Origin of the sequence: Streptomyces sp. NPDC088707 (assembly GCF_044752725.1) — a bacterium.
Taxonomy (GTDB): domain Bacteria; phylum Actinomycetota; class Actinomycetes; order Streptomycetales; family Streptomycetaceae; genus Streptomyces.
In genome coordinates this window covers 348,861-367,021 of record NZ_JBIVLV010000011.1, presented here as the reverse complement: position 1 = coordinate 367,021, position 18,161 = coordinate 348,861, and the positions used below count along the sequence as shown (strand labels likewise).

18 protein-coding genes are annotated in these 18,161 nt (G+C 70.1%); 16 read left to right on the top strand and 2 right to left on the bottom strand.

The window, feature by feature from the left end; all coding sequences use genetic code 11:
• Positions 1 to 163 precede the first annotated feature (163 nt).
• The gene (locus ACIP84_RS30820) at positions 164 to 454 is read left to right on the top strand and encodes a hypothetical protein (RefSeq protein WP_355967075.1); all 291 of its coding nucleotides are present in this window, start codon (positions 164 to 166) and stop codon (positions 452 to 454) included.
• Between the two features lie 119 nt (positions 455 to 573).
• Positions 574 to 906 (top strand): hypothetical protein, encoded by a 333-nt coding sequence (locus ACIP84_RS30815; protein ID WP_401802225.1) that lies wholly within the window; start codon positions 574 to 576, stop codon positions 904 to 906.
• 27 nt (positions 907 to 933) lie between these two features.
• Here ACIP84_RS30815 and ACIP84_RS30810 read toward each other — a convergent pair whose 3' ends face one another.
• Entirely contained in the window at positions 934 to 1,698 is a 765-nt protein-coding gene (locus ACIP84_RS30810; RefSeq protein ID WP_401802223.1) for a hypothetical protein, read from the bottom strand.
• A gap of 303 nt (positions 1,699 to 2,001) precedes the next feature.
• On the opposite strand from ACIP84_RS30810, the gene ACIP84_RS30805 reads away from it, so the two are divergent.
• From ACIP84_RS30805 to ACIP84_RS30740, 14 genes are all read left to right on the top strand, one after another.
• On the top strand, positions 2,002 to 2,214 hold the full coding sequence (locus ACIP84_RS30805; protein ID WP_355967069.1) for a hypothetical protein: 213 nt from the start codon (positions 2,002 to 2,004) through the stop codon (positions 2,212 to 2,214).
• A 91-nt stretch (positions 2,215 to 2,305) separates the two neighbouring features.
• Positions 2,306 to 3,319: a hypothetical protein gene (locus ACIP84_RS30800; RefSeq protein ID WP_401802221.1), complete on the top strand. Its 1,014-nt coding sequence runs from the start codon at positions 2,306 to 2,308 to the stop codon at positions 3,317 to 3,319.
• 29 nt (positions 3,320 to 3,348) lie between these two features.
• Positions 3,349 to 4,551: a phage tail protein gene (locus ACIP84_RS30795; RefSeq protein WP_355967065.1), complete on the top strand. Its 1,203-nt coding sequence runs from the start codon at positions 3,349 to 3,351 to the stop codon at positions 4,549 to 4,551.
• Positions 4,548 to 5,798, top strand: coding sequence for a tape-measure protein (locus tag ACIP84_RS30790; protein WP_401802218.1), 1,251 nt, complete (start codon positions 4,548 to 4,550; stop codon positions 5,796 to 5,798). Before ACIP84_RS30795 ends, ACIP84_RS30790 begins: the two co-directional genes overlap by 4 nt.
• 55 nt (positions 5,799 to 5,853) lie before the next feature.
• Positions 5,854 to 6,786: a phage distal tail protein gene (locus tag ACIP84_RS30785; RefSeq protein ID WP_355967060.1), complete on the top strand. Its 933-nt coding sequence runs from the start codon at positions 5,854 to 5,856 to the stop codon at positions 6,784 to 6,786.
• 97 nt (positions 6,787 to 6,883) lie between these two features.
• Positions 6,884 to 8,077: a hypothetical protein gene (locus tag ACIP84_RS30780; RefSeq protein ID WP_401802214.1), complete on the top strand. Its 1,194-nt coding sequence runs from the start codon at positions 6,884 to 6,886 to the stop codon at positions 8,075 to 8,077.
• Between the two features lie 38 nt (positions 8,078 to 8,115).
• Positions 8,116 to 9,336 carry a hypothetical protein gene (locus ACIP84_RS30775; RefSeq protein ID WP_355967054.1) on the top strand — a complete coding sequence of 407 codons (1,221 nt, stop codon included), beginning with the start codon at positions 8,116 to 8,118 and terminating at the stop codon, positions 9,334 to 9,336.
• 46 nt (positions 9,337 to 9,382) lie between these two features.
• A complete protein-coding gene (locus ACIP84_RS30770) occupies positions 9,383 to 10,525 on the top strand; it encodes a hypothetical protein (RefSeq protein ID WP_355967051.1) in 1,143 nt (380 codons plus the stop codon).
• 14 nt (positions 10,526 to 10,539) lie between these two features.
• A complete protein-coding gene (locus ACIP84_RS30765) occupies positions 10,540 to 11,670 on the top strand; it encodes a hypothetical protein (protein WP_355967049.1) in 1,131 nt (376 codons plus the stop codon).
• The gene (locus tag ACIP84_RS30760; RefSeq protein ID WP_401802211.1) at positions 11,670 to 12,239 is read left to right on the top strand and encodes a hypothetical protein; all 570 of its coding nucleotides are present in this window, start codon (positions 11,670 to 11,672) and stop codon (positions 12,237 to 12,239) included. Before ACIP84_RS30765 ends, ACIP84_RS30760 begins: the two co-directional genes overlap by 1 nt.
• A gap of 32 nt (positions 12,240 to 12,271) precedes the next feature.
• A complete protein-coding gene (locus tag ACIP84_RS30755) occupies positions 12,272 to 12,670 on the top strand; it encodes an ATP-binding protein (protein WP_401802208.1) in 399 nt (132 codons plus the stop codon).
• A 66-nt stretch (positions 12,671 to 12,736) separates the two neighbouring features.
• Positions 12,737 to 13,648 carry a peptidoglycan-binding protein gene (locus ACIP84_RS30750; RefSeq protein ID WP_355967042.1) on the top strand — a complete coding sequence of 304 codons (912 nt, stop codon included), beginning with the start codon at positions 12,737 to 12,739 and terminating at the stop codon, positions 13,646 to 13,648.
• A gap of 22 nt (positions 13,649 to 13,670) precedes the next feature.
• Positions 13,671 to 13,904, top strand: coding sequence for a hypothetical protein (locus ACIP84_RS30745; RefSeq protein ID WP_355967039.1), 234 nt, complete (start codon positions 13,671 to 13,673; stop codon positions 13,902 to 13,904).
• A complete protein-coding gene (locus ACIP84_RS30740) occupies positions 13,891 to 14,154 on the top strand; it encodes a hypothetical protein (RefSeq protein ID WP_355967036.1) in 264 nt (87 codons plus the stop codon). The genes ACIP84_RS30745 and ACIP84_RS30740 overlap by 14 nt, the downstream gene beginning before the upstream one ends.
• Before the next feature lie 68 nt (positions 14,155 to 14,222).
• Here ACIP84_RS30740 and ACIP84_RS30735 read toward each other — a convergent pair whose 3' ends face one another.
• A complete protein-coding gene (locus tag ACIP84_RS30735; RefSeq protein WP_015035542.1) occupies positions 14,223 to 18,122 on the bottom strand; it encodes a DNA-directed RNA polymerase subunit beta' in 3,900 nt (1,299 codons plus the stop codon).
• Positions 18,123 to 18,161: the final 39 nt, after the last annotated feature.

Sequence of the window (18,161 nt, the reverse complement as noted above, 5' to 3'; positions counted from 1 at the left end):
CAACCGGCGAGGCAATGCGGGTGCCAACCTTCATCTTTTTGTCGGCCCTTTCGGGCGGGGCGGTCTTACCCCCCCCCCCCCGGGGGGGGGCGGGCCCCCCGCCGCCCCGCCCCGCTCCTCCCTCTCGACCGTCCTTCACTCGACACAAGGAGTACGCATCACCATGGCCCGTTTCGACGTCAACGCCGCCCGCGCACAGCGACAGGAGGCCCACGGCCGCGCCTGGTCCTTCGAGCTGGACGGCGAGAGCTACACCCTTCCGACCGAACTGAGCCGTGCGACGGCCAAGGCGCTGCGCAAGCTCGACGACAACGACGTGGACGGTCTGCTCGCGCTCCTGATGGGTGAGGAACAGTTCACGCGCTTCGAGCAGCACGACATCACGATGCAGGACATCGCCGCGATCCTCGAGGCCTACGGCAAGGAGACCGGGCTCGGCCTGGGGGAAGACTGAGCCTCGTCGAGTTCGTCGACGAACACGCCGAGGCCCTTGAGGCGGACCTGCTCCGCCACTACTCCGCCGATCTCCTCGACTGGCACCGGGGCGAGCTGTCCAGCCGTCGTCTGATGGTCATGGTCAAGCACCTGCCGCGGGACAGCGCCATCCAGCGGGAGCTCCACGGCGAGGCCGCCGAGTGGTCGGTCACCGACCACCTGCTGGCGGCCACGGTGGACCATCTGGCCGTCTCCAACTGGATGTTCATGCGCGTCAACAGCGACGAGGACGGCGACCAGCCCGATCCGCCGACGCCCGTCCCCCGTCCGTCCGACCCTGACCAGGACGAGGACCGGGACGACGACCACGACGGGGCGGACGGCACGGGCACCGACGAGCACGGGCGGAGCACGCGTGCCGAGGAGAGCGCGGCAGTGTCTCCCCACGCCCTCGCCCGGTTCTTCGGGTGACCCTGCGGCCCCCGGAGTCCGTTCCCGTCAGGGAGCGGACTCCGGGGGCGCTTCCCGTGCTCGCTCGGCGGAGAGGTCCTTCTCCAGGGCCTTGGCCCGCTCGGACAGCGAACCCCTGCGCCCTCTGCCGGGACGCGTGTCGGCGTCGCCGGCGTCGTGCTCGCGCCGGTCGGCGTTCGGACCGTTCTGTACGGGGACCCCGGCGAGCGGCGGCACGATCGGGCGCCCGCCCTTGCCGCGTACGACCTTCCGTACCGGCTGGGCGCTCCGGCGGGTGCGGCTCTCCTGGGCGGTCACGAGGACGTCGGGGTCCGCGCCCGGTTCGGGGCCCGAGGCGTGCTCGGGTTCCGGCTCGGGCCGCTGTTCGAACAGTTCGCGTTCCCTGCGGACGCGCTCCTCGGCCTCGACCACGGCGGCGGGCGGTTCGAGGAGCCGGGCGAAGGGCAGTGCGATGACCCGGGCGCCGTCCTGTCCGCTGTCGATCCGCCGCTCGGGCCGGCGGATGCCCCGCGCGTCGCCCTGGCCCTGGGTGTAGGCGTCGGCGACGCGCCTCTCGTACTCCCGTCGTATGCGCGGGAGTTCGTCCGACACGGCCTCGGCCCAGCCCGCGGTGAACGCGGCCGTCTCCCGGCGGTCGACCTCGGCCCGGGGGAGCACGACGAGGTCCTCGGTGGCGTATCCGTGGACCAGGACGAGCTCGGAGAGGCGCGCGAAGAGATGGGGCAGATCAGGATGGGACGCGAGCCAGTCGACGACTCGCTCGCGCCGGTTGGCACCCGGCTCCGTTTCCATGCGTCAGTACTGCCTTCCAGCCCCCTGGGGTCCCCGCGCGCCCCTCGCGCCCCCCTCGCGCCCCGACGTGGTCCGGTCCGGAGAGCGTCTTCCAGGTTACCCGGTCGAACAGAAGCACCTTCAGCCGCCAACCCGTTCGGGAACTTGACGACAAGACACTCCGTCAGACGTTTCCCGCTCGACAAACACCGAACGAATGTTCCACACTCGGTTCGCACACTAGTTCGAACACGTGGTGCCCCCGCTCCTCACTCCGCGGCGCCGCCACGCACGCACGGGCAAGCAACCGGAAGGCAGGCGTCCATGACCCAGCAGGCCGAGGCATCGCGACCGCAGATCCCTCTCCAGGACCGCCTCCGCCAGCTCCTCGACGGACCCGCCGCCCTCGACAAGAGAGCGTTGCTCGGCACGCTGTACGCCGAGGTCTCCCGCTGCGAGACCCGCGCGTACGCGGCCGGCTGGAACGACGCGCTCGCCACGGTGCGGTGCGACTCCCGCCGGGGCGAGGACGCCTAGCCGCCGCCCGCCGCCCCCACTCGAACAGCCCCCGCCGGAACCGGCGGGGGCTTTTCGGCGCTTGGCCGTCACGGCCGGAAGCGGAGCAATCATGACGAAAACACCCGACGATCTCTCCACCGAGATCACCGCCCTCAAGACCTACCTGACGAAGTCGGACGCCAGCCCGCTGGTCACGGAGCAGTACCTCCAGAAGCAGCTGCCGGAGCAGTGGACCGAACGCTTCAAGTCGATGTACGACGAGCTCACCAAGGCGAAGAAGTCCGAGCTCCTCGAAGCCATGGGGCTCGACGGGTTCGGCGCCGCCCTCGAGAAGTTCTACGAGAACCGGGAGAACCCGGACAACAAGTGGGGCTGGTACCTCGCCTCGGCCGTCGCGGGCCTCATGATCCCCGCGATCGGCCTCATCCTCACCGCCTGGGTCATCAAGATCCAGCGCGACATCCAGCAGCTGCCCGCCCGGCTGATGGGCAACCCCGACGGCCGGGTCCTGGCCACCTCCGACACCGGCCGCGGCATCCGCCTCCAGAACCGCAACGCCGTCGAGACCCGGGAGGAGGCCGCCGGCGGCGGACTGGCCTCGATCCCGCAGAACGCGAACTTCGACGCCCTGCGCGCCCAGCTGGAGGGGCTCAACCCCCACCTGAAGGAGTTCAACACCCAGGCCGGCCCGTTCAGGACGAACGTCAAGGGCCTGCCGAAGGCCTCCGCGATGGTCAAGGCCGCGGACGCCGTCGGGAGGATCAACACGGCCGTCAAGGAGGCCGATCCCACCAGGATCGAGGCGGTCGCCAAGGCGATCGAAGCGCTCGTCAAGGCCGTGAAGGACTACGACCCCAAGAAGGTCCCGGACCCGAAGAAGCTCGAAAAGCTCAACGCGGCCATGGTCGACGCCAACCCCACGCAGATCCAGGCGATGGCCAAGGCGACCGGGAAGCTCGCCAGTGCGCAGCGGCACTTCGATCCGAAGAAGCTCCCGAAGGCCCGTGGTCTGGAGTCGGCCGCCAGGGCCGCCGAACGGCTCGCGCGCGCCGGCGGCGAGGTGGCCTCCGCGTTCAACACCCTCAAGGTCAAGGCCCAGGAGGCCGCTCAGGCCATGGCCTGAGCCCCACCCACCCCGAAAGGAGGTAACTCATGGCTTTCACCAGCTCCATGAAGAAGTCGTCCGACTCCCTGCGGAACCTCAAGACGCAGGCCACCGGCGCCGCGACCGCCGTCAAGAAGGTCGGCGACGCGGGCAACTCGGCGAACGGTCAGCTCAAGAACCTCAAGACCGGCGCCCAGGGCTCCAGCACCCAGCTCAAGAACCTCAAGACCGCCTCGGACCAGGCCGAGAAGTCGATGACCAAGGCCGGCAGGACCGCGGAGTCGGCCGGCACGAAGATGGGCAAGTACGAGTCCGGCGCCGGCAAGGCCGCCAAGGGCCAGGACAAGCTCAACAAGTCCATGAAGGGCAATCTCCTCGCCCGCCTGATCGAACTCTTCATGCCTCTCATCGAGAAGATCGTCGCCATGGCGATGCAGTCGAAGACGATGCAGAAGGTCCTGAAGAAGGCCTTCGACGCCGTGAAGACCGTGATCAGCGCGGTCATGAAGGCCATCGGCCCGATCATGAAGAAGGCCGGACAGCTGATCAAGACGGTCTGGAACGGCATCAAGACGGCGATCTCCACCGTCGTCAAGGCCGTCGCCACCGTCATCAAGACCTACGTGACGATCTGGAAGACGGTCATCACCACGGTCATGAAGGCGATCAAGACGGTCATCGGCACCGTATGGAACGGCATCAAGGCCGTCATCACCCCGGTGGTGAACTGGATCAAGAGCGCCATCCCGAACGCCTTCAGCGCCGTCAAGGACAAGATGTCCTCCATCTGGAACGGCCTCAAGGACATCGCGTCCCGGGCGTTCGAGGGCATCAAGAGCGGCGTGTCCGGCCCGATCAACGCCGTCATCGGCCTGATCAACCGGATGATCAGGGCCGTCAACGGCGTCAAGGTCAGCGTCCCCGGCTGGGTGCCGGTCGTCGGCGGCAAGACCTTCGGCGTCAACATCCCGACCATCCCCATGCTCGCCACCGGCGGTGTCGTCATGCCCCGCAGCGGCGGTGTGCCGGCGATCCTCGCCGAGGCCGGCGAGGCCGAGGCCGTCCTGCCGCTGTCCAAGCTGGACCGGCTGCTCGCCCTCACCGCCCGGCGCGCCCGCATGAGCGCGCAACTGCAGGGAGGCAACGGCGGCGGTGCCGGGCTGCACATCGAGCACTACCACGCGGCCCGCACCAGTGACCCGCAGTCCACGGCGGACGCACTGATGTACCTGGCGAAGGCACGCGGATGAGTGCCGTCGCGGCCTTCCCGAACCCGTTCTCCGGCGGTGCCCTGCCGGCGATGAGCGCCCTCAAGCGCGGTCTCGGTCAGGCGGGCGACGGACTGAAGCGGCTCAGGGACGACGCCCTGCGCACGGCCGGCGGCATGGACAGGTTCGCCGCCGGTCTGCGCACCGCCGGCACCTCCGTACGCGGACTCGGCACCGGTGCGTCCGGCGCCTCGGACTCCGTCCGCCGGATCCAGCGGTCCAGGGCCGCCACCGGCGTGCGGAAGATCGGCACCGCGGCGGGCAGGGCGAGAACGGCCGCCGGGAGGCTCGGCCCCGCGGTCGGCGGCGTCCTCGCCCTCCTCCTCCCGCTGCTGCCCGTCGCCGACGTCGTCACCAGGCTGATGGACACCTACGGCACCGTCATGACCGTCGCCTCCGTCGCCATGACCGGCATCAACCTCGCCATGCGGGCCAACCCGCTCGGCTTCCTCGCCGGCATCCTCGTACCCGTCGCCGCCTGGCTCATCGAGTACGCGATGCAGTCCGAGACCGGCCAGAAGATCATGCGGCAGGTGTTCCAGGCCGCGCTGAAGGGCTTCCAGTCGGTCTGGACGTTCCTGCAGCCGGTCGTCAAGCTCATCGGGCAGGCCGTCGGAACGTACGCCAAGGCGTATCTGACCCTGTTCACGAGCGCCCTGAAGATCGTGGGCTCCGCCATCAGCGGCATCAGCAGGGTCCGCACCGCGGTCACCTCCGCCTCCAACGCCCTGCGCGGCATCGCCTCGCGCACGACCGGCGGGATCAAGAACGCCGTCAAGCCGGTGCTCTCCTTCATCACCGACAAGATCCCCGGCTTCTTCCGGCACGCGAAGGACGCCGTGGCCAGGGCGCTGCGGGGCATGGGCGACCTGGTCAAGGGCGCGCTGAGCGCCGTGCTCGGCGTCGTCAAGGGCCCGATCAACGGCCTCATCGCCTTCGCCAACTGGATCATCGACGGGCTCAACAAGCTGAGCGTGAACATCCTCGGCAAGAAGTTCGGCGTCGACATCGACAAGATCCCGATGCTCGCCGAGGGCGGTGTCGTCTTCCCCGGCGCCGACAGCGCGCCGCGCATCGACCCGCTCACCGTGCTGGAGCACCGGCGCGTCCCGGCCCTCACCGAGACTCCCCGGCAGCCCCACCGCATCGCGGAGTTCCACGAGGAGCCCGGCGCCGGCCCCCGGTCGACCGCCGAGGACCTGCTCTTCCTCGTCGGCGCCCACCGCTGAAGCCCCTGCTCAGCCTTCTCACCCGACAGCCCCTCAGAAGTGAGGTGACGGCCCCATGGCCGAGACCACAACCACATACGCCGGAAGCAGTCTCACCGCCGACCACGCGCCCGGCTCACTGATCACCCAGGACGGGCAGATCCAGTGGGCCGGGCTTCTCATCGGCCCCGGCACGCCGTTCAACGTCGACCGGTCCGGACTCCAGGGCTGGGAGGACCTGCCCGAGTACGACTCCTCCGACGCCGACCGGCCCACCTCGCACGGCGCCTGGCCAGGCTCCCGCTACGCCAAGCCGCGCAAGATCGCCGGCACGATCGTGCTGGTGCCGGAGTGGAGCCGGACCGGGGAGGCCGTCCGCGCACTGCGCCAGGCGCTCGCCCTGCTCGACGAGGAGCGCTGGCTCACCGTCCGGCTGCACGGCGAACTCCTCGCCGTACGCGCCCGGATCGCCCAGCGCGTGGTCCCCGCGGACCAGGGCTTCGCCACCCAGGGCAGCTCGAAGATGTCGATCCAGTGGCTGGCCGCCGACCCGCGCCGCTACGCCGTCAACGAGCAGTCCTCCTCCACCACCCCTCCGCAGCCGGAGACCGGCCTGGTCTGGCTGCCGAACGGACTCACGTGGCCGCTGAACTGGGGCCAGGCCAAGTCCACCGGCGACGCCGTCGCCGAGAACACCGGCTCCGCCGCCACCCACCCGGTGATCGTCTTCCGCGGCCCCTGCTCCATGCCGACCGTCACCGAGCGGGTCAGCACGCGCCGGCTGCGGTACGCGATCGACCTGGCCGCCGGCGACGAGCTCGTCGTCGACACCGCCAACGGCACGGTGATGCTCAACAACACGGCCTCCCGCCGCCACACCGCGATGGCCGACTCCAGCCCCGAGGAGCTGTTCCTCCTCGAACCGGGCCGCACGGAGCTGTCGTTCCGGCCCGACGCCTCGACCCCGGAGGCGCTGATGACGATCCGCTGGCGCAGCGCCGAGTGGTGAGACAGGCCTCGTCCCCCCTCCCGGCGCAGCGCCGACTGGTGACACCGGCCGCTTCCCCCCTCCCCGCAGACCGCTCCGTACAGAAAGAGGTGAACCCATGACCGTACGGGCCGCCTGGCTCCAGTCCACCGGCCAGACCCGCGAGGACACCCGGCTCGCGCTGTCCGCGCTCCTCACGCCGAACGGGCAGAGCGCCGCGGAGACCCCGCTGCGCTCGCGCCCCGGCATCGTGCCCGGCGGCCTGGTCCTGACCGGCACGTCGGCGATGCAGTGCTCCGTCGGCACCGGCCGGGCCGTGGTCCAGGGCAGCGACACCGCCCAGGGCGCGTACATGATCGCGGTGACCTCCCCCGAGACCCTGACCATCGCGGACGGCGACCCCCAGTACGGCCGGATCGACCTGATCGAACTGGCCGTCCTCGACGACGCGTACGACCGGAGCGGTGCCACCGGGGCCGTGATCCGACTGGTCAAGGGCACCCCCGCGGCCACCCCGGTCGCTCCCCTCTCGGGCCCCGGCAGCGCCTTCCCGCTCTACACCGTCTCGGTGCCGGCCGGTACCTCGGCCGGCACCGGCGGCGTCAAGTGGACCACCGCGGGCGTCGTCACGACCCTGCACTACCCGATGACCGCCCTCGGCGGCATCATCCCGGCCAGCGGCTTCAAGGGCGCCTACGTCGGCCAGTACCGGGACGTCGCCGGCCTGCTCCAGCGCTGGGACGGCACCACCTGGGTCTCGTATGCGAAGCCGATCGGCGGCATCGCCCCGCACGGGACGATGACGACCGGCGCGTACACCGGCCAGTACCGCGACAACGCCGGCGTCCTGCAGCGCTGGGACGGTGCCGCCTGGCAGTACGCCGAGGGCAAGGCGGCCGTCCTGTTCAGCGTCTCGCAGACGTCGATGCAGAGCGTGCCGGCCGGCACCTGGACGCCGATCACCCTCCAGAACGTCGACATCGACGACTTCACCGGCTGGAACGGCTCCGACAGCTTCGTCGTACCGCGCACCGGCTGGTGGCGGGTCTCCGGCCACATCGCCTGGAACGGCGACTCCGCCACCGGCGTGCGCGGCGCCCGCATCCACCTCGGCGGCGTCGGCGTACCCCGGATGACCTGGCTGGGCCCGGCGTCCACCGGCGCCGTCACCGTCGGCGGCCAGGGCCTGGTCAAGCTCACCGCGGGCAACGTCCTGCAGCTCGCCGGCTACCACAACCACACGGCCGCCGTCCGCACCCTCGGCGGCTCGGGCTACTACAGCAACCTGTCCGCCCAGTGGATCAGGTCCTGACCGCCCCTCACACCGCACCTCCCCGATTGGAGAACCCCGTGAACCTGCGCAGCAGCTGGGTCGCCGAGACCGGCCAGACCCGCGAGGACACCCGCCTCAACCAGGTCGGCGCGACCACCATGATCAACCCCGTCCAGGTCCGCTCCGGCGTCCTGCCCGGCTCCTACGACGGCAAGTGGCGGCTGTCAGGCTTCTGGATGGACAAGGCCTCCGCCATGACGGCGACCGTCTCCGAGGGCCGGGCCGTCATCCAGGGCGACATCTCCCAGGGCGTCTACCCGGTGACCCTGCCCGCCTCCGAACAGGTCACCTTCGCCGCGGGCGACGCCCAGTACGGGCGGATCGACCTGGTCGTCCTGAGGATCTACGACAACCTCTACGACGGCAGCACCCGCAACGAGGCGAAGGTCGACATCATCCAGGGCGTGCCGGGCCAGGCCCCCAAGGCTCCGGTGGCCCCGCCGCGCAGCCTCCCGCTGTACGAGGTGACCGTCCCGGCCGGCGCCAGCGGAGGCAACGGCGGCATCCCGTGGAACACCTCCCTGAGGGACCTGCGCACCCCCGTCGTCGCCCTCGGCGGCATCCTCCCGGTCGAGGGCCCGGTCCTGCCGGGCGCCCACCCGGGCCAGTACCAGGACACCGCCAACAACCAGCTGCAGCGCTGGGACGGCGGCCAGTGGGTCGCCTACCCGGAGGCCATCGGCGGCATCGTCCCGACCTCCGTCAACACCACGACCGCGGGCAGCTACACGGGCCAGTACCGGGCCACCGCGACCGGTCCGATCCAGCGCTGGAACGGCGCGGCGTGGGCGCCGGCGTACCCGGGTCCGTACTTCAACGACTCGCTGGACGGCGGCTACACCCTCTCGACGACCTTCGTGAACACCCTGATCGACCGGGCGGAGAACCCGCTGACGCTCACCTTCGTCGCCCCGGAGAGCCGGCAGGCGATCCTCTCCTTCGGTTCGAAGATGGAGCTGTCCCTGAACTCGGGCACCACGGGCGTCGCCAGCTCCGCGCTGATGTGCGTCCGGATCACGCAGGGCGCCACCGTCGTCCGCGAGTTGGACGACGAACTCGCCGCCTTCGCCTCCAAGTCGTCCAGCGCCACGGACGCCGTCTCCGTCTCGACGACGCAGCGCCTGTCCGGCCTGACGCCCGGCGCGACCTACACGGTCACCGCGTACTACCGGAGCACCAACGCCAACGTGCGGGCCTGGTTCGACAACTCCTTCCTCCAGGTCACCCCCCAGTACTGAGTCCGCGAGGCCGCCACCCGACCGCCCCTACCTCCAGGAGAACCGCATGCCCGTTCGCTCCGGATGGCTGATGCCCACCGGGCAGACCCGCCAGAACACCCGCATCACCAACATCGGCGCCACCACCCCCGTCAACCCGCTCGGCGTCCGCTCCGGCATCCTGCCCGGCACCTACGACGGCAAGTTCCGGGTCGGCGGCCTGTGGATGAGCTCCTCCGGCCCGATGACGGCCACCGTCTACCACGGCAAGGCCGTCATCCAGGGCGGCACCACCGACGGCGCCTACCCGGTCGCCCTCGACGAGGACATCACCCTCACCTTCGCCGACGGCGACCCGCTCAACGACCGCATCGACCTCGTCGTGGTCCGCGTCTACGACAACGACGTGGACGCCCTCGGCAAGCACGAGGCCGCCGTCGAGATCGTGAAGGGCACCCCGGCCGCGACCCCGGTCGCCCCGACAGCCCCCGCCCGCTCCCTGACCCTGTTCACGGTGAAGGTCAAGAAGGGCGCCTCCGCCGGCACCGGCGGCATCGACTGGGCGGGCGGCGCCTCCACCGACCTGCGCACCACGACCGTCTCCGCCGGTGGCATCCTGCCCGTCTACAACAACGCCGGCGTGGCCGGCGGCTACCCGGGCCAGTACCAGGACAACGACAACGCCCACTTCCTCCAGCGCTGGGACGGCACCGCCTGGGTCGCCTACCCCAAGGAGATCGGCGGCATCGCGCCCAGCGGCACGATCACCACCGGCAGTTACAACGGCCAGTACCGCGACTACAACGGCGGCCAGCTGCAGCGCTGGAACGGCAGCGCCTGGGTGGTCTACCAGCCGCCGGTGGAGACCGAGACCACCTCCACCGGCGCCACGGCCCTGCCCAACTGGTCGGTCGTCTCGTTCAGCGGCCGCAGGACCAAGAGCGGGCTGTGCACCGTCACCGTCACCGTCACCCGCAGCGGCGCGCAGGTCAACGTCGACAGCGCCGGCAACCTGCCCGACGAGCCGCTGTGCACCCTCCCGGCCGGCTGGCGCCCGGGCGTGGACTTCGAGGCCTCGGCCTGCGACGGCTTCGGCGACGGCGGCGCCAACATCTACACCAACGGCCAGATCAACCTGCGGACCTGGTCCTCCAACGGCGCCCTCGTCCCCGGCCGGAACATCCGCGTCTCCGCCACCTACGTCCTGTAAGGGGGTGGCCCTCGATGGCCATCGAAACGCCCTACCGGGCGATCTTCTGCGACCTGCTCACCGACCAGACGCTGGACATCCTGCCGCTGCGGGACGTCTCGTTCGACGACTACATCGGCAAGGCGGGCTCGCTCTCCGGCACCGTCCCCATCCCCGACAAGGCCATCGCCGACCGGGTCAAGAAGGTGCGGGAGGGCCGCACCGCGGTCTACCTGGAACGCGGCGGCGACCTGTGGTGGGGCGGCATCGTCTGGACCAGCACCCTGCAGTCCAGCGGCCGCGGAGTGCTCACCCTCGGCGTCCAGGCCGCCACCTTCGACTCGTACGCCGGCCGCCGCCGCATCCGTACCGACATCACGTACGACACACCGACCGACCAGCTGGAGATCGCCCGCCGGCTGTGGCGCGAACTCGACGTCCAGACCTACCCCGACGCCCCCGCCGGCCAGGAACCCCGCCGCCTCGGGATCACCTTCGGGAACGAGATCCCCAAGTTCCAGAAGACGGCCTCGTGGCGCAAGGGCGACGAGACCGTCTACCTGGAGGCCCTCGACCAGCTCGCCGCGACGGAGGACGGTTTCGAGCACCAGATCCTGGTCTACCGCGACCCGGCCACCGGGCAGCGGATCCGGCAGCTCCGGATCGGCGAACCCAAGATCGTCACCGGCGCGACCGACCTGGTCTTCGACCGGCCCGGCGTCATCCTGTCGTACTCCTTCCCGTACGACGCGACCCGCGGCGGCACCACCGCCGTGGCCCGCGGCGCCTCCACCAACTCCAACGCCGCCGCCGAGTCCCGGCCCCTCTTCTCCGGCACGCAGTACGCCAGCGACCTGCTCGTGGACGGCTGGCCGCTGATCGACCTGTCCTCGGACCACAACGAGATCAGCGACCAGCTCGCGCTCGACTCGGTGGCCACCACCGAGCTCGCGCAGGCGCGCGGCGCCGTGGTGATCCCCTCGATCAGCATCCACCTCGGCGGGATCGTCCCGCCGGCGCTCCTCGGCCGCGTCGCCCGCATCCGCATCACCGACGAGTGGTACTCCCAGGGCCTCGACGCCCGCTACCGCATCGTCGGCGTCAAGATCACCCCGCCGGAACGCGGCCGGCCCGACACCGCCGAGCTCTACCTTGAGGAGGCCTGATGCCCCAGCTGCCCGAGGACATCATCGACCGGCTCAACCAGATGGAACGCCGGCTCAAGGCCCTGTCGACCGCGGTCAACACCCGGCCCGCGGTCAACGAGTTCCGTCCCACCCCGTCCGAGAGCGTCACCATCACCCGGCCGCTGTTCCGGATCTTCGACGGCTACAACCACGAGATCTTCGCGGACGACATCCTGACCGGCGGTCTCGCCCGGCCCTGGCTGCAGCTGATGCCGCCCCTGGCCACCGACCCGGCCAAGTGGCCCTCCACCACCGCCGCCGGCTTCACGACCATCGCCCGCTGCTCCAACCCCATCTGGCAGCCCAAGCTGCGGCTCGCCATCAGCACGGCGGCGTCCAGCGGCGCCACCGGCCAGGTACGGGTCCTCGTCGACAACGTCCCGTTCGGACCCCCGGTCACCGCGGGCACCACCTACGACTACATCGGCCTGCTGCCCGGCGACATGAAGACCCGGTTCGGCCAGACCATGAACATCGAGATCCAGGCCCAGGCCGCCGGCGGCACCGTCTACGCCCAGCCCGTCCTCATCCACGGCGCCCAGACCTGATCCCCCCTGCCGACGCACCCAAGGAGCACCCTGTGAACATCGACCCCACCGAGCCCTGGGGCGTGGCCATCGACTACGCGGGCCGCGCCACCCTCACCGAGGACGGCCACACCGTCGACGTCCGCGTCTACGACAACAGCCTGGGCCACACCCTCCAGCGCGACCCGGTCACCGGGCAGTACCCGTCGGTGTACGTCACCGCCGAGGTCACCGAGAAGGGCGGCGGCGACGCCGTCCTGCGCGGCTCCGGCATGGCCATCGTGGACGCGCTGAACGGTGCCCCGGTCGTCCCCGACCCGACCGCCGCCCAGCGGGCCGTGACGGCCGCGCTCGCCGACTTCCAGACCCGCCGCTCCGCCCTGGCCGAGCTGTGCGCGGCATGGGCCCCGCCCGTCCCGGAACCCACCCCTGAACCCGCCCCCGCGCCGTAGCACCCGCCCCACCCGTAAGCCCGCCCGCCCACCGTGCGGGCCTTTTTCATGTCCGGAGGACACCAGATGGCCACTCCCCTCCCCGCGGACCGGCTCCTCGCCGCGCTCCGCGCCGAAGGCGTCACCGTCGTCGAACACCCCGGCTGGCGCACCCACAACCGCAACCACACCGGCGCCTGGGGCCCGGTCACCGGCGTGATGATCCACCACACCGTCAGCACCGGCACCGCCTCCTCCGTCGAGATGTGCTTCAACGGCTACGAGGGCCTGCCCGGACCGCTCTGCCACGGCGTCATCGCCAAGGACGGCACCGTCCACCTCGTCGCCAACGGACGCGCCAACCACGCCGGCGGCGGCGACCCGTCCGTCCTCCAGGCCGTGATCACCGAGACCTACGGGGACCGGCCGCCGGTCCCCCGCGCCCACCAGGGCAGCCCCGGAGCCGTCGACGGCAACTCCCGCTTCTACGGCTTCGAGTGCGTCAACCTCGGCAACGGCACCGACCCCTGGCCGGCGGCCCAGCTCGACGCGATCGAACGGGTCTCCGCCGCCCTCTGCCGGGCCCACGGCTGGGGCGCCAAGTCCGTCATCGGCCACCTGGAGTGGTCCGACTGGAAGAGCGACCCCAAGGGCTTCGGCATGCCGACCCTCCGCCAGCGCGTCCAGACCCGGCTCACCAAGGCCCCCGCCAAGCCCGCCCCCGACGGCGGAAAGCCGACCGCACCCCGCCTCCAGCCGTTCCCGGGCACCTCGTTCTTCCGCAAGGAGACGAGCTCCCCGGTCATCACGGCCATGGGCCGCCGGCTCGTCGCCGAGGGCTGCGCCGCCTACACCGTCGGCCCCGGCCCCCGCTGGAGCGAGGCCGACCGGCTCAGCTACGCGAAGTGGCAGCGCAAGCTCGGCTTCCGCGGCTCCGACGCCGACGGCATCCCCGGCGCCGCGTCCTGGAGCGCGCTGAAGGTCCCGTACACGAAGTGACCACCGCACCAGAGGAGACCCGATGTCCGATGCCGCCAAGCGCACGGCCCGTACCGTCCTCCAGTCCGCCGTCGGCATCGCCGTCGTGCTCCCCGCGATCGTCGACGCCTCCGGCGTCCCCGCCACCCTCCCCTGGGTCGCGGGGGCGCTGGCCGTCGCCGGCGGACTGGCCCGGGTGATGGCCCTCGACGTGGTGCAGAACCTGCTGCCGTCCTGGCTGCGCCCCACCCCGGGCGGTGCCGATGACCGAGTCTGACCCGAACGACCCCGTCGCCGTCGCCCTCGAACTGGAACGGCTCCGCGGCACCCTGGAGGCGGGCTTCGCCCGGGTCGACGGCGCGCTCGCGCTGCTCGTGCAGCGCAGCGACCAGACCGACCGGCAGCTCGCCGACCACGAGGCCCGCCTCGACGACCTGGAGCGGGCCCGCTGGCCGGTGGCCAGCATCGCCGCGCTCACCGCGAGCGCCGGCGTGCTCGTCGCGGTCTGGGAACTGGCCTCCCGCTGACCCGTCCGGTGAAACGCCGAAGGGCGGCCACCCCATCGGGGTGACCGCCCTTCGGTCAAGCGACTCGCTTACTGGTTGTACGGACCGTAGTCGTAGTCCTCCAGCGGAACGGCCTGGCCGGAGCCCGAGCCGAACGGCGAGTAGTCGATGTCGTCGTAGCCGACGGCCGAGTACATCGCGGCCTTGGCCTCCTCGGTCGGCTCCACCCGGATGTTGCGGTAGCGGGACAGACCCGTACCGGCCGGGATGAGCTTACCGATGATGACGTTCTCCTTGAGGCCGATGAGGCTGTCGGACTTGGCGTTGATCGCCGCATCCGTCAGGACTCGGGTCGTCTCCTGGAAGGAGGCGGCCGACAGCCAGGACTCCGTCGCCAGCGAGGCCTTGGTGATACCCATCAGCTGCGGACGGCCGGAGGCGGGGTGACCGCCCTCGGTGACCACACGACGGTTCTCGGTCTCGAACTTCGAGCGCTCGACGAGCTCGCCCGGCAGCAGCTCCGCGTCGCCGGACTCGATGATCGTCACACGGCGCAGCATCTGCCGGATGATGATCTCGATGTGCTTGTCGTGGATCGACACACCCTGCGAGTTGTAGACCTTCTGGACCTCGGCGACCAGGTGGACCTGGACCGCGCGCTGACCGAGGATCCGCAGCACGTCGTGCGGGTTGGTGGCACCCACGGTGAGCTTCTGGCCCACCTCGACGTGGTCGCCCTCGCCCACGAGCAGACGGGCACGCTTCGAGATCGGGAACGCCGTCTCGTCGGTGCCGTCGTCCGGGGTGACGACGATCTTCTTGGTCTTCTCGGTCTCCTCGATACGGACGCGGCCGGCCGCCTCCGAGATCGGGGCGACACCCTTGGGCTGACGAGCCTCGAAGAGCTCGACGACACGGGGCAGACCCTGGGTGATGTCGTCACCGGCCACACCACCGGTGTGGAAGGTACGCATCGTCAGCTGGGTACCGGGCTCACCGATGGACTGGGCGGCGATGATGCCGACCGCCTCACCGATGTCGACCAGCTTGCCGGTGGCGAGCGAACGGCCGTAGCAGAACGCACAGGTACCGACGGCGGACTCACAGGTCAGGACCGAACGGGTCTTGACCTCCTCGACACCGGCGCCCACGAGGGCGTCGATGAGCACGTCACCCAGGTCGACGTTGGCCGGGGCGATGACCTTGCCGTCGACGACGACGTCCTCGGCGAGCATCCGCGCGTACACGGAGGTCTCGACGTCGTCCGTCTTGCGCAGGACACCGTCGGCGCCGCGCTCGGCGATCCGCAGCTTCAGACCGCGCTCGGTGCCGCAGTCCTCCTCGCGGATGATCACGTCCTGCGAGACGTCCACCAGACGACGGGTCAGGTAACCCGAGTCGGCGGTACGCAGGGCGGTGTCCGCCAGACCCTTACGGGCACCGTGCGTGGAGATGAAGTACTCCAGAACGGTGAGGCCCTCACGGAAGGACGCCTTGATGGGACGCGGGATCGTCTCGTTCTTGGCGTTCGACACCAGACCACGCATACCCGCGATCTGACGCATCTGCATCATGTTTCCTCGGGCACCCGAGTCGACCATCATGAAGATGGGGTTCGTCTTCGGGAAGTTCGCGTTCATCGCCTCGGCGACCTCGTTGGTCGCCTTGGTCCAGATCGCGATGAGCTCCTGAGTGCGCTCTTCCTTCGTGATGAGACCGCGCTCGTACTGCTTCTGGACCTTCTCGTCCTGCTCCTCGTAGCCCTTGACGATGGCCTTCTTGGCCTCGGGCACGACGACGTCGGAGATGGCCACGGTGACACCGGAACGGGTCGCCCAGTAGAAGCCCGCCGCCTTCAGGTTGTCGAGCGTCGCCGCCACGATGACCTTGGGGTAGCGCTCGGCGAGGTCGTTGACGATCTCGGAGAGCTGCTTCTTGCCGACGGAGTAGTCGACGAACGGGTAGTCCTCGGGCAGCAGCTCGTTGAAGAGCGCGCGGCCCAGCGAGGTGCGCAGGCGGAACGAGTCACCCTGCTGCCACTCCGGCTCGCCCTCCTCGGTGACCGGGGGAACCCAGCCACGCGGAGCGACGGTGCCGACGGGGAAGCGGATGTCGATCTGCGACTGCAGCGCGAGCTCGCCGGCGTCGAACGCCATGATCGCCTCGGCCGTGGAGCCGAACGCGCGGCCCTCGCCCTTGGTGTCACGGAGCTCACCGTCGGTGGTCAGGAAGAACAGACCGAGGACCATGTCCTGGGTCGGCATCGTGACCGGACGGCCGTCGGCCGGCTTCAGGATGTTGTTCGAGGACAGCATCAGGATGCGGGCCTCGGCCTGCGCCTCCGCGGAGAGCGGCAGGTGCACGGCCATCTGGTCACCGTCGAAGTCCGCGTTGAACGCGGTGCAGACGAGCGGGTGGATCTGGATGGCCTTGCCCTCGACCAGCTGGGGCTCGAAGGCCTGGATGCCGAGGCGGTGCAGCGTGGGCGCACGGTTCAGCAGAACCGGGTGCTCGGCGATGACCTCTTCGAGGACGTCGTACACGACCGTGCGGCCGCGCTCGACCATCCGCTTGGCGCTCTTGATGTTCTGCGCGTGGTTCAGGTCGACCAGGCGCTTCATCACGAACGGCTTGAAGAGCTCCAGCGCCATGGCCTTCGGCAGACCACACTGGTGCAGCTTCAGCTGCGGACCGACGACGATGACGGAACGCGCGGAGTAGTCCACACGCTTGCCGAGCAGGTTCTGACGGAAACGACCCTGCTTACCCTTCAGCATGTCGCTGAGGGACTTCAGCGGACGGTTGCCGGGGCCCGTGACCGGGCGACCACGACGGCCGTTGTCGAAGAGGGCGTCGACCGCCTCCTGGAGCATCCGCTTCTCGTTGTTCACGATGATCTCGGGGGCACCGAGGTCGAGCAGACGCTTCAGACGGTTGTTGCGGTTGATCACGCGGCGGTACAGGTCGTTCAGGTCGGAGGTCGCGAAGCGGCCACCGTCCAGCTGCACCATCGGACGCAGGTCCGGCGGGATGACCGGCACGCAGTCGAGAACCATGCCCTTGGGGCTGTTCGCGGTCTGCAGGAACGCGGAGACGACCTTGAGGCGCTTGAGCGCACGGGTCTTCTTCTGGCCCTTGCCGGTACGGATGATCTCGCGGAGGCGCTCGGCCTCCTCCTCCAGGTCGAAGGACTCCAGGCGCTTCTGCAGCGCCGCGGCACCCATCGAACCGTCGAAGTACGTGCCGAAGCGGTCACGCAGCTCGCGGTAGAGGAGCTCGTCGCCCTCCAGGTCCTGGACCTTGAGGTTCTTGAAGCGCGACCAGACCTCGTCCAGACGGTCGATCTCGCGCTGCGCACGGTCGCGCAGCTGCTTCATCTCGCGCTCGGCACCCTCGCGCACCTTGCGGCGCACGTCGGCCTTGGCGCCCTCGGCCTCGAGCTCGCCGAGGTCGTTCTCGAGCTTCTTGGCGCGGGCCTCCAGGTCGGAGTCGCGACGGTTCTCGATCTGCTGACGCTCGACGGAGACGTGCGCCTCCAGCGAGGGCAGGTCACGCGTACGACGCTCGTCGTCGACGTACGTGATCATGTACGCCGCGAAGTAGATGACCTTCTCGAGGTCCTTCGGGGCGAGGTCGAGCAGGTAGCCAAGACGCGACGGAACGCCCTTGAAGTACCAGATGTGGGTGACGGGAGCGGCGAGCTCGATGTGGCCCATCCGCTCACGGCGCACCTTCGCGCGGGTGACCTCGACGCCACACCGCTCGCAGATGATGCCCTTGAAGCGGACACGCTTGTACTTGCCGCAGTAGCACTCCCAGTCCCGGGTCGGACCGAAGATCTTCTCGCAGAAGAGTCCGTCCTTCTCGGGCTTGAGCGTGCGGTAGTTGATGGTCTCCGGCTTCTTGACCTCGCCGTGGCTCCACTGACGGATGTCGTCAGCGGTGGCCAGACCGATCCGGAGCTCGTCGAAGAAGTTGACGTCGAGCACTATGCGTCAATCCCTCTCAGGGTTGTAAGGCTTGGGGTC